Genomic DNA, 13,316 nt, shown 5'->3' with positions numbered 1-13,316 from the left:
CAGCCCGGTCGACGCGGCCGGTCAGTCGGGCTTGACCGACGCGCTGACCGATGGTGCGATGCGAAAGCCGAAGCGCTGCTCCACGAGCTGCCGAACTTTTTGCGTGCCGATCTTGGCGGGGCTGAATCGCATGTAGGGCAGCGCCTCGCGCACCGCGTCGACGAAGCCGGGATTCGACGCTTCCATCACCTCGAACGACTTGACGTCGGCGAAGCCGGTGGTATCGACGACGTAGCGAGCGATCACCGCGCCCTCGATATGCTTGCTGAGCAGCTCGAGCGGATACGCCGGCGCCGCGCTGCTCTGCGACCGCGCGACGGCGGTGTCGACCTGAAGCACCGTGAACACCGAATCCGTTTTCGTGTCGTTGTTGCCGGGCGTTTCCGCGGGCACCGAGTCGCGCTTGGGAGTGCCTGCCTCGGGCGACCGCTCGATCGGCGTGATGGGCCGACGTGCGTCGATGCTTGCTTCACCCGGTCCGTCGCCGACGCCAGGCGAGAGCGTGATGTAGTGCACCGTTTCGCGCGATCCACGCACGAGCGGCGGCCGGTCCGGCGGCGGAATATAGAAGATGCGATTCGCCAAACTGTCGCGGTCGAGTCCGGCGGCCGGCTGCGTACCGACGATCCACATACCGATCAACAGGGCGTGGACGGCGGCACTGACGATGCTCGCCGGCGCAACGGGAGTGCGTCGAGCGTACGACTGCTTCCAGACGTGCATCATGGAAGAATGTTCGCGAAACGCACCGGGCCCGGCCAGAGCCCTGGTACGAGCCGTTCACCAGCCGTGACGAAACGCTTCGTCCCGTAATCGGAGCCCGGTCAATAGCTTTCGACCGACATGCTCCACACGTCGATCTGGTTCTGGGTCGGATTCATCGCGTTCGTGCTCGCGATGCTCTCGCTCGACCTTGGCGTCTTTCATCGCACGCCGCACGTTGTCCGGCCAAAGGAGGCCGGCATCTGGGTCGCCGTGTGGGTCTCGCTGGCGCTGCTCTTCGCGGTCGGCTTGTACTTCCTCGAAAACCGCCACATCGCGCTGACGTTTCTCACGGGCTACGTCATCGAAGAGGCGCTGAGCGCCGACAACATCTTCGTGATGGTACTCATCTTCGAGTACTTCCGTGTGCCGAAGGCAAGCCAGCATCGCGTGCTCTTCTACGGCATCCTCGGCGCGCTGATCATGCGCGGCTTGTTCATTCTGGCCGGCACGGCGCTGATTCACCATTTCCAGTGGGTGATGTACGTCTTCGGGGCGGTGCTGGTGTTCACCGGCATCCGCATGGCGTTCACGAAGAGCGAAGAGTTCGACGGAGAGAACAACCGCATCGTGAAGCTCGTGCGGCGCGTGATGCCCGTGTCACGCGACTATCGCGGCAGCCACTTCTTCACCGTCGAGAACGGCAAGCGGCTCGCGACGCCGCTGCTGCTGGTGCTCGTGTTGATCGAGGTGACGGACCTGATCTTCGCGATCGATTCGATTCCCGCCATCTTCGGCGTGACGACGCACTCCTTCATCGTGTTCACGTCGAACATCTTCGCGGTGATGGGCCTCCGCTCGATGTACTTCCTGCTCGCCGCGGTCGTCGATCGTTTTCACCTGCTCAAGTACGGCCTGGCGGTGATTCTGTCGTTCGTCGGGTTCAAGATGCTGACCGAGCACTTTTTCCGGATCGACATCACGCTGTCGTTGGCGGTGATCCTCGGCGTGCTGGCCGTATCGATCGTCGCGTCGTTGATCTGGACTCGAAATGAGCCGCCGAAGGCGGGCACCGAGGGACGGTAGTCTCGCCCATCGCCCATCGCCCAGCGCTACTTCCGCTCCATCGCATCCCGCACGTCGAGCAGGATCTCGAAGTAGAGCTGCTCCCGGCGATACGCGAAATCCAGCGCGGCCATCTGCTTGTCGTCGCCGGTGGTCTTCGCGCGCTCGAAGGCTTCGCGGTACATCTCGTCCAGGTTCGCCAGGATGCGTTCACGGGTGCGTGACATGCTGATCTTCTCGAGGGCTTTGAGGGTCAAGCGGGGAGGATCCGCGTCGTCTTGCCGCAACGGGTCCCCTCCTATCTGATCAAGGAGGTAGTTGCGCGCCTTGTCCATCAGCATCCGCCGGGACCGCGGGAGGTTGTCCATTGAAACGAAGCGGAATCTTCGAGCGCGACGAATACCGATGCGTCTACTGCGGAACGCAGTTCGACGCGAGCGAGCTCACCCTGGACCACGTACACGCCCGCGTGAAGGGTGGCGATCGCTCGGAGGGCAACTTAGTGACGGCGTGCGGGGCCTGCAACACGCTGAAGGGCCACCGCCGGCTCAGCGTCTTTCTCCATGAGAATGCCTCGGCGCGCGAGAATTTTCGGCGCTACGCGGTGCACGTGTGGCCCCGGCTCATGCGTCTGCTGAACGAGGAGCTGGCCGAGCTCGATGCGAAGAAACCTTAGCGCGTATTAGTGCGCGCTAGCGCGTGTTGGCGCGTGTTAGCGCGTGTTAGCGCAACCCCTTCTCTCTCATCAGCTGGACGACGGTGCGATCATCGTCGGCGTGCGGCTTGAGCTGCGCGAGCGCATCATCGTCGTTCGCGGCCTCGCATTGCAGCAACGGCGGCGGATTTCCAATGCCGGCTCGCGGCGTCCCGGCGCGGCGATCGACCTCGAGCACCGCGGTTACGGGCGGCGTACCCGGATCGCTCGTGCGGCGAATGCGCACCGCCGGTCCATGCGGCAGCGTGCGCTCGTAGAGGATACCGTCGTCGGTCATGCGCGGAAGTTGTGCGGCGCCGGATCATCTCGCAACAGGCGGTGATCCGGAGCGAAGCGAAGGCTCAGGATGACCGCTGAAGCCACTCCACGATCGTTTCGGCGAGTGCCTGCCATCCCGGCTCGATGATCACCGCGTGCCCGTGCCCCTCGAGCATTTCTGCCTCGACACCATAACGATGTGCGATGCGCTTCACGATACGCGGCGGAATGAAGCGGTCGTCGCTCGCGGTAAAGACCCGAATCGGACAATGGACGCGCGCGGCATCGACAGGCACACCGGTCATCGACATCTGACGTCCCGCGCGGCCGCTGTCGGCGTGCAGCTTTTCGAGGAAACTGTTCTGCGCGTCGCGCGACAGGCGATTCATCACGATCTGGCGCAAGTCCTCCCGCGCCGGCCGCACGACTCGCGACCGCAGCATCGCCGGCACGTACTTCAGCTGCTTGAGCAAGAGGCCAGGCACGAACAAGGGAATCCCACGCGGCGGCGCGGGCGCGATCAGCGCCGCGGCGCTCACCGCATCGTCGGCGGCGAGCAGTTGCGCGATGAGCCCGCCCATCGAGTGCCCAACGACGGCGGGCTTGCCGAGTGTGCCGGCGACCGTCCGCGCGTCGTTCACAAAATCCTCAATCGAGACGTCGCCGAGGACGGTCGCCGGGCGGCTTCCACGACGCCCGCGCAGCTCGACGGCATACGCCGCGAATCCACGCTCGGCAAAGAATGGCAGCCACTCTTCCCACACGCTCGCTTCCGCGAAATAGCCGTGTACGAAGAGCACGCTGCGGGGCGCGGCGCTCTTGGCATGCGCGGGCAGCGCGCGCAGGACGATGAGGCCGTCGATCGTGATCGTTTCAGTCATGGGCGGATGAGCGATAGCTTACACCGCATGGAGCCGTATGCGCGACATGTCCTCGTCTGCGTCGGGGGATTCTGCTCGCCCGACCAGCGCGGGCGCGAGCTCTACCAATTGCTCCCGTCGCTGTTGCAGCGGGAAGGCTTGCTGTTCGGCCCGACGCGCGTCAAGCGCGGCGAGACTCCGTGCCTCGGCGTGTGCAGCGGTGGCCCGATCGTGGTCGTGTACCCGGACGGCGTCTGGTACGGCCAGGTGACGCCGGCGCTGCTCGAGCGGATCGTCACCGAGCATCTGCGCGGCGGCCGCGTCGTCGAGGAGGCGGTGATCCACCGGCTGTGATTCGGCAGCGTGAGCTCCTTCCCGCTTCGCGCACAGGATGACACTATGTTTTCACACATGACGGAAACCGATCGCGCGATCGCCGCAAAGGGATATGCGCATCCCGACGCGTTGGTGAGCACCGAGTGGCTTGCCGCGCACCTCGACGATCCGAAGATTCGCATCATCGAAAGCGATGAGGATGTGCTGCTGTACGATACGGGGCACATTCCGGGCGCCTTCAAGGTCGATTGGCACACCGACCTGAACGACGCCCTGGTGCGCGACTATGTCTCGCGCGAACAATTCCAGGCGCTCGTTCGCTCCATGGGCATCGACGACTCGACGACCGTCATCTTCTACGGCGACAAGAACAACTGGTGGGCGGCGTACGCGTTCTGGGTATTTCGATTGTTCGGCTTCGAGAACGCCAAGCTGCTCGACGGCGGACGAATGAAGTGGGAGCAGGAGAATCGCCCCATGAGCACAGACCGGCCGCGCGCCGTCACGGGCTCGAGCTACACGGCGAAGGAGCGCAGCGACGCGCCGATTCGCGCCTTCATGGACGACGTCCGCCGACACGTGCAGACGAAAGGCAAGCTGATCGACGTTCGCTCGCCCGATGAATTCTCCGGCAAGAAGCTGCACATGCCCGAGTACCCACAGGAGGGCGCGCTGCGCGGCGGCCACATTCCCGGCGCGAAGAGCGTTCCGTGGGCGCGCGCCGCCAATCCCGACGGCACCTTCAAGTCGGCCGACGAGCTGCGCGCGATTTACGAGCAGGAGTGCGGTCTCACAGCCAAGGACGACGTGATCGCGTACTGCCGCATCGGCGAGCGCTCGAGTCACACCTGGTTCGTGCTGCACTATCTGCTCGGCTACGACCGGGTGCGAAACTACGACGGCAGTTGGACCGAATGGGGCAACGCCGTGCGCGTCCCGATCGAGAAATAAGGAAACTATAACAATGGATAATCCAGCGAATTCGGCGTCAACGTCGTCCGCGTCACCAGCGGCCGAGGGGCCCAAGCCGGCCGTCATCACGCGCAGTGAAGTCACGTGGCGCGGCGAACGGCTCTTCGACGCCGGCCCCGCGGGGCGTCAGCATCGCATCGATGCCGGCGCGAAGGAAGCGCCGGGTCCGGTGGAAACGCTGCTCAGCGCCGTCGCGACCTGCTCGAGCGTCGACATCATCGACATTCTCGCCAAGCGAAAAACGCCGATCGAGCGACTGAGCGTTCAGCTGGCGGGCGAGCGGCGCGGCGACTATCCGCGGCGGCTGATGAAGCTCGACATCGAGTTCCGCGTCGACGGCGTCGGCATCGAGCGCGAGCAGGCCGAGCGTGCGATCGAGCTGTCGTTCACGCGGTACTGCTCGGTGGCGTGTTCGCTGGCGCCGGACATCGTCGTGAACGCTGCCTTGACGCTCAACGGAGAGAATTTTCCGGCGCGACGGCTGCAGATCTGGACGCCGTCGACCGCGAACAACGGCAGTTAACCGGCCTTCGCCAGCGTCACCAGCACGCGCGCGCGCACGTGCCACGGCGCGGCATTCCGAACGCGCAGGCGCTGCATGGCCACCAGATAACTCTGCTGAAAGAGCTGGTAGTCCAGGCACTGCGGGCAGCGCGCGACGTGATCGCGCAGGGCCTGCGCCGCGGCCGGAGTCATTCGGCCGTCAAGGTAGTCCCACACGTGCCGAAGCACGGCCATGCATTCGTCGGGTATCGGCTTGGTATTCGTATCAGGCATTTAGTCGCTGCTCGACCAACGCCACGGAACTTCGCGCGCCGAAGCCCGCGTCCATGGCGTAGGTGAGCAATTGCTCCTGCATCAGTCGTCGCCCTCTGAACAACCGAGACCGCACCGTACCAATCGGCACACCGAGCATCTCGGCGGCCGACTCATACGATTGATCTTCCACGTCCACAATAATCAGCGTGGAGCGGAATGGTTCCGGAACGTTCGTGAGGGCATCGCTGATCGCGGGCGCCAGGTCGAGACGCGCGAACACGTCCTCGTACCCTTCCCGCACGGCGGTCGCGTACACCGACCCCGCCGCCGCCGAATCCACGTCGGCTGCCTCGAGCTCGACGGTCGGCCGCGCGCGCTCGCGTGAGCGCAGGAACACGTTGCGACAAATCGTGAAAAGCCAACGACGACAATCACTTCCCGGCATGTACGTATGCCACGACCGATAGGCGCGCAGATAAGTGTCCTGTACGACATCGTCAGCGTCGCTCTCGTCGCGAGTCAGTGAAAGCGCGAACCGATAGACATCATCGATCCACGGAAGCGCTTCCTTCTCGAATGCGGTTTCAACGGTATGCATTGAACAGTGTGTGATTGAGACGAGAGTAAATAATTGACGTGTAAATTATATGTCCGTGAGCTAGGACACGCTAGAGCTCAATTTCCCTGACTCGGCTCCTGGCGTCCCCAACCAAATTTTTTTACGACTTCCTGAAGACAACCCCAAGACGCGCTATTTTGGTCAAACCCGCTCGCTAAGGGGAACCGATTTAAACGCTTGGTTCGCTACTTAATGAGCCTGGAGGGGCCGTCCGCTGGACGCCCGAGCCCATGGACCGCCAAACCGACCCCAAAATCGACGAGTTGAAGGCGGCCCTCGCACGCAGCGAAGCGCGGTACAACGCGCTCGTCGGGCGTGGGGGATACGGCGCCTACCGCTCGTCCGCCGACGGGCGTTTTCTCGAGGCGAATGCGACCCTCGCCGCGATGCTTGGCTACGCGAGCGTCGACGAGCTCATGACGCTCGACCTGTCGCGTGACGTGTACCTCGATCCCGAAGAGCGCGGCCGCCTGATGCGACGACCCACGGCCATGCGCGGCTATCCCGACTGGATCGAAACGCGATGGAAGCGGCGCGACGGCAGCCCGATCACCGTGCGTCTCGCCGTCCGTCCGGAACTGGACGCGAACGGCGAGCTCGACACGTTCGACGGCATCGTCGAGGACGTGACCGAACGACAGCGACAGGACGAATTGCTGCGGCGCACCGAGCGAATGGCGACGATCGGCACCACGCTCGCCGGTGTCGCGCACGAGTTGAACAATCCCCTCGCGGCGATCATGGGCTTCGCGCAATTGCTGCTCAAGAAGCCGTGGCCGGCGGAAGATCGGGCCGCGCTCGACACGATCAACCACGAAGCGATCCGATCGGCCACGATCGTGAAGGACCTGCTCGCGATGGCGCGCAAGCGCGACGTCGAACGCCGTGTCCGCACCGACGTCAATGACGTCGTCGGCTACATCGTACGCACGCGCCGCTATTCGCTCGAGACGGCGGGCATCAGCTTCATGCTCGATCTCGATCCGACGCTGCCCATGGTCAACGGCGATCGCGCGCAGCTCGAGCAAGTCATTCTCAATCTCATCAACAACGCGGAGCAGGCCTTGCGTGCGCGCATGGACACGCCGCACATCACCGGCGTCGGCCACGTGCGCATTCGCACGCGCCACGACGCGCGCGACGTCATCATCGAGGTCGAGGACGACGGTCCTGGCATTCCCGAGTCGGCGCGCTCCAAGATCTGGGATCCGTTCTGGACGACGAAGGAGGAAGGAGAAGGCACGGGACTCGGGCTCGCGGTGGTGCACGGCATCATCGTCGAGCATGGCGGCACCATCTCGTTCGAGAATGCGCCGACGTCGGGCGCGCGCTTCGTCATTCGTTTGCCGATCGCGACGGAAACGATCATGCCGGCGTCGTCCGGCCAGGCCTCGCGCCCGCTCGACGTGCTCGTGGTCGATCCCGGCGCATCGGACCTGCTGTTCGTTGAACGATTCCTCACCTCGCGCGGGCACGCCGTGATCAACGCGAGCAACGGCGAGCTCGCGCTGCGATTATCGGAACAGACGACGTTCGACGCCGTCGTGTGCGACGCACGCCTTCTCACGCGCGACGGGACACCTGTCGCGACGCTGCTGCGCGGCACGTCGGGGTGTGCCGAGGCGCGCTTCGTTCTCTCGGCGGAAGCGCCGCTCGAGGATTTGCGCCTGCCCACGCCGATCGAGGGCGCAGCGTTCGTCGCGCGTCCGTACGACGTCGAAGAGCTGCGTCGATTGATCGAGGGCGATTGAGCGCCGCCGAGTCGCGGTCGCGAATCGTTGTCGCGTTCGCGGCGGTGTACATCGTGTGGGGTTCGACGTACCTCGCCATTCGCTACGCGGTGCAAACGATTCCGCCGCTGCTCATGGGCGGCGCGCGCTTCGTCGTTTCCGGCGCGATCCTGTACGCGTGGGCTCGCTGGCGCGGTGCACCGCGTCCGACGTCGCGCGAATGGCGCGATGCCACGATTGCGGGCGCGCTCATGCTCTGTCTGGGCAATGGTGCCGTCGGATGGGCGGAGCAACGCTTGCCGTCGAGCCTCGCGGCACTCATCGTGGCGGTGGTGCCGTTGTGGATGGTGATCCTGGATTGGCTACGGCCGCGCGGCAAGCGTCCGAGCGTGATGGTGATGCTCGGAGTGTTCGTGGGACTGGGCGGGCTCGTGGTACTGGTGGGTCCGCGCACCATCATCGGCCAGGGCGACGTCGACGCGACGGCGACGGGCGTATTGATGGTCGGCTCTCTGGCATGGGCCGCGGGATCGATCTACAACCGGTACAGTGCTCGTCCGGCATCCTCGGCCATGGCGACCGGAATACAGATGCTCGGCGGCAGCGTGACGCTGATCGCGCTCGGCGCGGCGATCGGCGAGCTGCGCGGATTCGGCGTCGCGCAGATCTCCGGCGTGTCGTGGCTCGGATGGTTGTACCTCGTGACGTTCGGGTCACTGATCGGGTTCACGGCGTACATCTATCTGCTTGGCGCGGTGTCGCCGGCGAAGGCGTCGACGTACGCGTATGTGAATCCGATCGTCGCCGTGCTGCTGGGGTGGGCGATCGCGGGCGAGTCGATCACGCCACGGACACTCGTCGCGGCGGCGATCATCATCGGGGGCGTGGCGATGATCACTCTCGCCCGCAGTAGAGCGACAAAAGCTTGACCACGGAATTTGAACGGCGACAAGAACGGACAGGCACGGAGACGGCGTGAACTGCAGTTGACTGCCGTCAAGATTTTTTTAGAAAACCCTCATTATGCTCGGCGGTTCGAAGCGGCCTGAGGGTTTCCCAAAAAAGTTCACCTTCAAACGTTCAACGCCGTTTCCGTGCCGATCCGGTCCTAGGGTGATGTCTTCCCGCTCACCCATCCTTCTCTAATTCTGACTTGTTCCGTGGTCGCGTTCGGAGACGGACTCACTCGCCACGTGCCTCGATCGAGCGTCATCCCCGCCGGTCCGAGCACTTCGTCATAGTCCATGTCTTCCGTGCCCCCGACGTGCCGCTCGAACCACGCATGCATGTCGACGCCGGCGGCATCGCTCACGGCATGTTCCACGTCGTCTTCCGTGTACCCGCGGCCCTGTAGATAGTATGACGCGTTCGCCGCGCCCCACGTGCGGTCGCGCAAGAGCCGGAAGGCATCGTCGAGCGACTTGCGGTTGCCCGTGTGCTCGCGGATGAACAAATCGAGATACAGCGCGATGCCCGCACCCTTCGTGTAGTAACTGAAGAACGCGGCGGGATTCACCGCGTATCCTGACGTGGCGCCGTCGAAGAACGGTGCCTCGAACGATGCCATGCGCGCCGACACTTCCTTGCGCCCCGGCGCCGTGAGATTGGCTCGAACGAGCTGGCTCGCCGCCGAATAGATCTGGTCGGCCGGTTCTACACCGGAGCGCGGCAGCGCCATCATACCGTAGTACTGCGTCCACCCTTCGCCGACCCACAGACTGGGCTGATAGATCTCATGCGTGTAGTCGAAGGGGCCGAGTGCGGCGGCGCGTACGCGCTTCATGTTCCAGACGTGGAAGTATTCGTGTGCCGCGGTGCTGAGGCCGGGCAGCACCGCCGCGCCCTCGCTCCAGGGCGTGCGGTCGATGATCTGCGTGGAATAGAGATGCTCCATGCCGTCGCCGCCCGGAAAGCCGATGTTGAACAGGAACGTGTACATCTCGAGCGGCGGCGGACTGAAGACCGTGTTCTCGTAGCGCACGATCTTGGCGAGATCGTCGAGAAAGCGGCGGCGCAGCACGTTTGGTGCGGCACCGTTGTGGTGGATCATCGCGCGATAGATGCGATTGTCGATTCGCAGCGTATCGAGCATCAAGGAAGGAGAAACTTCGGTCGGCGTGTCCGCGAGGCGGTCATAGTTCTCGAACGTGTAATCCGCCTGGTTGCCGGAATGTGAATCTCCATTCACAATTTGCCAGCCCTGCGGTACGGTGACGTGGAGCCGCACGGGGTTGGGCTTGTGATCGACGACGTACATGAAGAGCGACGGACCATTCCAGTTCGCGTGCGCGGTATCGAGCACGCTGAACGTGCCGGACAGCGTGTTGGCGAACACGCGATACCGCACCGTGATGCTGGTCGCGCCGCCGCGATAGATCCGCCACAGCGATCCATTCTCGCGGTCCCAGCGCACCGGAGCGCCGTTGCTCGTCACGGTGAAGTCGGTGACGTTGCGCGCGAAAAAGAACGGCGCGTAACGCCCCGGCGACCACACGGGCATCTGCAGCCTGACGACGTCGCCGGCGAGATTGCCGACGTCGAGCTGAATGTCGTACTGATGCTGCGCCGGATCGCTCCAGCCAACGCGATACGCGATATCGAACGGCGCGCCGGATGACCCGGATGACGCCGACGCCGCGTTCGGCATGGAGCTCGGAACCATCGACGCGTGACCGCCGCACGAAGTGAGCGTAGCGAACGTAGCGAACGTGGCGAGCATGGCGAGCATGGCGAGCGCGGCGGCGATGTGCGAAAGACGGGCAGTGCGTGAGACCACGAAGCTCCTCCGGATTTCGATGAACGTCAGTGCGGTGAAGACTGAGCCCATTTCGCGCCGGGCGCCACTGGCCGCCTGCGGGTGCTCGCGAGCTTCGCGGGCATGCATAGCCATGCATAGGCATGCGCATTGCCGAGTCGGCCGCGTATCGGCAGAGACATTCAGCGAGGAACTCGGGCATGGCGGCTCGCAAACGGTCCAGCGGTTCATTGATCGAATACAAGCGCAAGCGCGACTTCACCAAGACGGCGGAGCCCGCGGGAACAGCCGGCACGCGATCGAAGCACACGCTTCGCTTCGTCATCCAGAAGCACGCGGCGAGTCATCTGCATTTCGACTTTCGTCTCGAGCTTGACGGCGTGATGAAGAGCTGGGCCGTGCCGAAAGGGCCGAGCTACGATCCCGGCACGCGTCGGTTGGCGATGCAAGTGGAGGATCATCCGATCGAGTACAACACCTTCGAAGGCACCATTCCGAAGGGACAGTACGGCGGCGGCACGGTGATGCTGTGGGATCGCGGCACGTATGAACCCGAGGGCGGAGGCGGCGAAGATGCGCTGCGCGACGGCTACGAGCGCGGCGATCTCAAGTTCATCATGCACGGCAAGCGCATGCGTGGCGGATGGGTGTTGGTGCGCATGCGACGCGACGAGAACGGCAAGGCGCAGTGGCTGTTGATCAAACATCGCGACGACGACGCGGACGCCGAGTACGACGTCGTGTCGGATGTGATGACGTCGGTCACCACGGGCCGCACGATGGAGCAGATCACGAGCGGGCGGAGCCGCGTGTGGAACAGCAATCGTGAATCGGACGACGAGCCGCCGGCGAAAAAAACCGCGCGACGAAAATCCGCGGCGAAAAAGACGGCGGCGGCTCCGCGAAAAAGGAGCAAGAGCGCGCGACCGAAGAGCGCCACGAAACACAGTGCCAAACGCGGCACGAGGCGCGGTGCCAAGCGCGGTGCCAAGCGCGGTGTCAAGCGCGGTGTCAAGCGCGGTGTCAAGCGCGCGGGCCGAAAAGTGTGATCCGCGTCACGCCTTTAGCGGGCTGATTCGGGCTTTTTGCGGGCCGTAGCGGCCACAAGCTTGCAGATGGAATAGTTCGGTACTGGCGCGCAGCCGTGCGCGGCGACATGCTGCTTGTGTTCGCTGTTTCGTCTCACCGCTGAGAGGATGCACATGGCTCTGTTCGCCCGTCGTACCAACCTCCCTCAAGCGACCGGGTACTCGGTCGTCGACGAACAGCTCGTCATTCGCGGCGAGATCAGCACCGAAGGCACGATTCGCATCGACGGCCGCATCGAAGGGCGGCTGCACCGCGCCGACACGATGATCATCGGCGCCCACGGCGTCGTCGTCGGCGACATCGAAGCGCGCGAAGTCGTGATCGCCGGAACGATCGAAGGCAACATCGTCGCCGGCACCCGCGTCGAGATTCAGGCATCGGCCTCCGTGCTCGGCGACATTCGCAGCACGGCGATGATGCTGCACGAAGGCGGCACGATCAACGGCCACGTCGTGGTCAACCGCCACGAGACGCCGGTCGAAGGGCGCCGGCTCGAGCTTGCACCGCCGGAACGCGCGGCCGTGTTGACACGCTAAACCCGATGCGCAGTCCGCGCCGCCGTTGGACGCTCATCCTCGTACCACCGGAACCCGGCGCGCGGACGCATCGCGTTTCGGTGAGCAGCCGCGTGCTGAAGACCGTTGCCACGGTTTCGACCGCCGTTCTCGCGGCGACCGGCATCTGGTCGGGGGCCAACGCGCGGAGCGTCGTGTTCACGACGGACGAGTTGGCCGAGGCGCGGCGGACGGTGTTGACGTTGAATGATTCGGTGCAGTCGCTGCGCGCGAAGGTGATGTACGACGCGGCGATGGTGGATTCCGCGCCGTCGATGATCATGCCGGTGGCCGGTGAATTGACGAGCCGCTTCGCGCGGTCGCGCTTTCATCCGCTGCTGCACTTCTTCCGCCCGCACGAAGGCATCGACCTTTCGGCGCCGGCGGGAACGACCATCGTGGCGCCGGCGGTATCGACGGTGACGTTCGTCGGCTGGCGGTTGGGTGATGGGCTGACCGTGGAGCTCGCGCACAACGGCGGCATCACGACGCTCTACGCGCACTGCCGTACGACGCTCGTACGCGTCGGCCAGCGCATTCCCGCAGGATTCGCAATCGCGACTGTCGGCAGCACCGGACTCGCGACCGGACCGCACGTGCACTTCGAGGTCATGCTCAACGGCAAGCCGATCGACCCGATGAAATTCCTGTCGAGCCGCGACAGCATCAATCTCGTTGCGGCGCACACAGCAGTCGCCGGGAACGAGCACTAGGTCTCTGACCGCCTGAAAAGATTCGTAATATTGCTTGTGTGGCCGGCAGGTCCAATCTATACTTTGACCATGCCACGTCCTCCCGCGTCGTTCCGACTGAAGTCGCAGGACACGAAGGAGTTACAGACGTTGTTGCATGGCGGAGTCCAGCAGGTGCGCGTGGTCCTTCGCGCGATGGCGTTGCTGCGA

Annotated in this window: 17 protein-coding genes; 10 read left to right on the top strand and 7 right to left on the bottom strand. The window is 64.3% G+C overall.

The window, feature by feature from the left end; all coding sequences use genetic code 11:
• Positions 1-21 precede the first annotated feature (21 nt).
• Entirely contained in the window at positions 22-726 is a 705-nt protein-coding gene (locus VN706_17300) for an energy transducer TonB (GenBank protein HXT17400.1), read from the bottom strand.
• Positions 727-843: 117 nt separating this feature from the next.
• Between VN706_17300 and VN706_17295 the strand changes: the two genes are divergently transcribed.
• Positions 844-1,788 carry a TerC family protein gene (locus VN706_17295; protein ID HXT17399.1) on the top strand — a complete coding sequence of 315 codons (945 nt, stop codon included), beginning with the start codon at positions 844-846 and terminating at the stop codon, positions 1,786-1,788.
• Positions 1,789-1,814: 26 nt separating this feature from the next.
• Here VN706_17295 and VN706_17290 read toward each other — a convergent pair whose 3' ends face one another.
• Positions 1,815-2,108 carry a hypothetical protein gene (locus VN706_17290; protein ID HXT17398.1) on the bottom strand — a complete coding sequence of 98 codons (294 nt, stop codon included), beginning with the start codon at positions 2,106-2,108 and terminating at the stop codon, positions 1,815-1,817.
• Between the two features lie 26 nt (positions 2,109-2,134).
• Between VN706_17290 and VN706_17285 the strand changes: the two genes are divergently transcribed.
• Positions 2,135-2,443, top strand: a complete 309-nt coding sequence (locus tag VN706_17285) for an HNH endonuclease (GenBank protein HXT17397.1) — start codon at positions 2,135-2,137, stop codon at positions 2,441-2,443.
• A gap of 46 nt (positions 2,444-2,489) precedes the next feature.
• Here the strand turns inward: VN706_17285 and VN706_17280 are convergent, their stop codons facing one another.
• Together VN706_17280 and VN706_17275 are read right to left on the bottom strand one after the other, a co-directional pair.
• Positions 2,490-2,759, bottom strand: coding sequence for a hypothetical protein (locus VN706_17280; GenBank protein HXT17396.1), 270 nt, complete (start codon positions 2,757-2,759; stop codon positions 2,490-2,492).
• Positions 2,760-2,823: 64 nt separating this feature from the next.
• Complete coding sequence (locus VN706_17275) at positions 2,824-3,621, bottom strand: alpha/beta hydrolase (GenBank protein HXT17395.1); 798 nt, start codon at positions 3,619-3,621, stop codon at positions 2,824-2,826.
• A gap of 6 nt (positions 3,622-3,627) precedes the next feature.
• On the opposite strand from VN706_17275, the gene VN706_17270 reads away from it, so the two are divergent.
• Genes VN706_17270 through VN706_17260 form a run of 3 tightly spaced genes read left to right on the top strand, consistent with a single transcriptional unit; the run spans position 3,628 to position 5,431 of the window.
• Positions 3,628-3,954: a (2Fe-2S) ferredoxin domain-containing protein gene (locus VN706_17270; GenBank protein ID HXT17394.1), complete on the top strand. Its 327-nt coding sequence runs from the start codon at positions 3,628-3,630 to the stop codon at positions 3,952-3,954.
• A 57-nt stretch (positions 3,955-4,011) separates the two neighbouring features.
• Positions 4,012-4,887 carry a sulfurtransferase gene (locus VN706_17265; GenBank protein ID HXT17393.1) on the top strand — a complete coding sequence of 292 codons (876 nt, stop codon included), beginning with the start codon at positions 4,012-4,014 and terminating at the stop codon, positions 4,885-4,887.
• A 13-nt stretch (positions 4,888-4,900) separates the two neighbouring features.
• The gene (locus VN706_17260; GenBank protein ID HXT17392.1) at positions 4,901-5,431 is read left to right on the top strand and encodes an OsmC family protein; all 531 of its coding nucleotides are present in this window, start codon (positions 4,901-4,903) and stop codon (positions 5,429-5,431) included.
• On the opposite strand, the gene VN706_17255 is transcribed toward VN706_17260, so the two are convergent.
• Positions 5,428-5,685, bottom strand: a complete 258-nt coding sequence (locus tag VN706_17255) for a zf-HC2 domain-containing protein (protein ID HXT17391.1) — start codon at positions 5,683-5,685, stop codon at positions 5,428-5,430. The genes VN706_17260 and VN706_17255 overlap by 4 nt on opposite strands.
• Positions 5,678-6,265, bottom strand: coding sequence for a sigma-70 family RNA polymerase sigma factor (locus VN706_17250; protein HXT17390.1), 588 nt, complete (start codon positions 6,263-6,265; stop codon positions 5,678-5,680). Before VN706_17250 ends, VN706_17255 begins: the two co-directional genes overlap by 8 nt.
• A 251-nt stretch (positions 6,266-6,516) precedes the next feature.
• Between VN706_17250 and VN706_17245 the strand changes: the two genes are divergently transcribed.
• A complete protein-coding gene (locus tag VN706_17245; GenBank protein ID HXT17389.1) occupies positions 6,517-8,037 on the top strand; it encodes an ATP-binding protein in 1,521 nt (506 codons plus the stop codon).
• Positions 8,034-8,945, top strand: coding sequence for an EamA family transporter (locus tag VN706_17240; GenBank protein ID HXT17388.1), 912 nt, complete (start codon positions 8,034-8,036; stop codon positions 8,943-8,945). The genes VN706_17245 and VN706_17240 overlap by 4 nt, the downstream gene beginning before the upstream one ends.
• Before the next feature lie 179 nt (positions 8,946-9,124).
• Here VN706_17240 and VN706_17235 read toward each other — a convergent pair whose 3' ends face one another.
• On the bottom strand, positions 9,125-10,792 hold the full coding sequence (locus VN706_17235) for a hypothetical protein (protein HXT17387.1): 1,668 nt from the start codon (positions 10,790-10,792) through the stop codon (positions 9,125-9,127).
• Between the two features lie 179 nt (positions 10,793-10,971).
• Here VN706_17235 and VN706_17230 point away from each other — a divergent pair, with 179 nt between their 5' ends.
• The 3 genes from VN706_17230 to VN706_17220 all read left to right on the top strand — a co-directional run bounded on the left by VN706_17230 (position 10,972) and on the right by VN706_17220 (position 13,127).
• The gene (locus tag VN706_17230; protein HXT17386.1) at positions 10,972-11,820 is read left to right on the top strand and encodes a DNA polymerase ligase N-terminal domain-containing protein; all 849 of its coding nucleotides are present in this window, start codon (positions 10,972-10,974) and stop codon (positions 11,818-11,820) included.
• A 153-nt stretch (positions 11,821-11,973) separates the two neighbouring features.
• The gene (locus VN706_17225) at positions 11,974-12,396 is read left to right on the top strand and encodes a polymer-forming cytoskeletal protein (protein ID HXT17385.1); all 423 of its coding nucleotides are present in this window, start codon (positions 11,974-11,976) and stop codon (positions 12,394-12,396) included.
• A gap of 5 nt (positions 12,397-12,401) precedes the next feature.
• Positions 12,402-13,127: a M23 family metallopeptidase gene (locus tag VN706_17220; protein ID HXT17384.1), complete on the top strand. Its 726-nt coding sequence runs from the start codon at positions 12,402-12,404 to the stop codon at positions 13,125-13,127.
• Positions 13,128-13,316: the final 189 nt, after the last annotated feature.

This window comes from Gemmatimonadaceae bacterium, assembly GCA_035606695.1.
Classification (GTDB): Bacteria; Gemmatimonadota; Gemmatimonadetes; order Gemmatimonadales; family Gemmatimonadaceae; genus JAQBQB01.
Note: the sequence above shows the minus strand (reverse complement) of the source record. Positions and strands in the feature narration are given on the sequence as shown.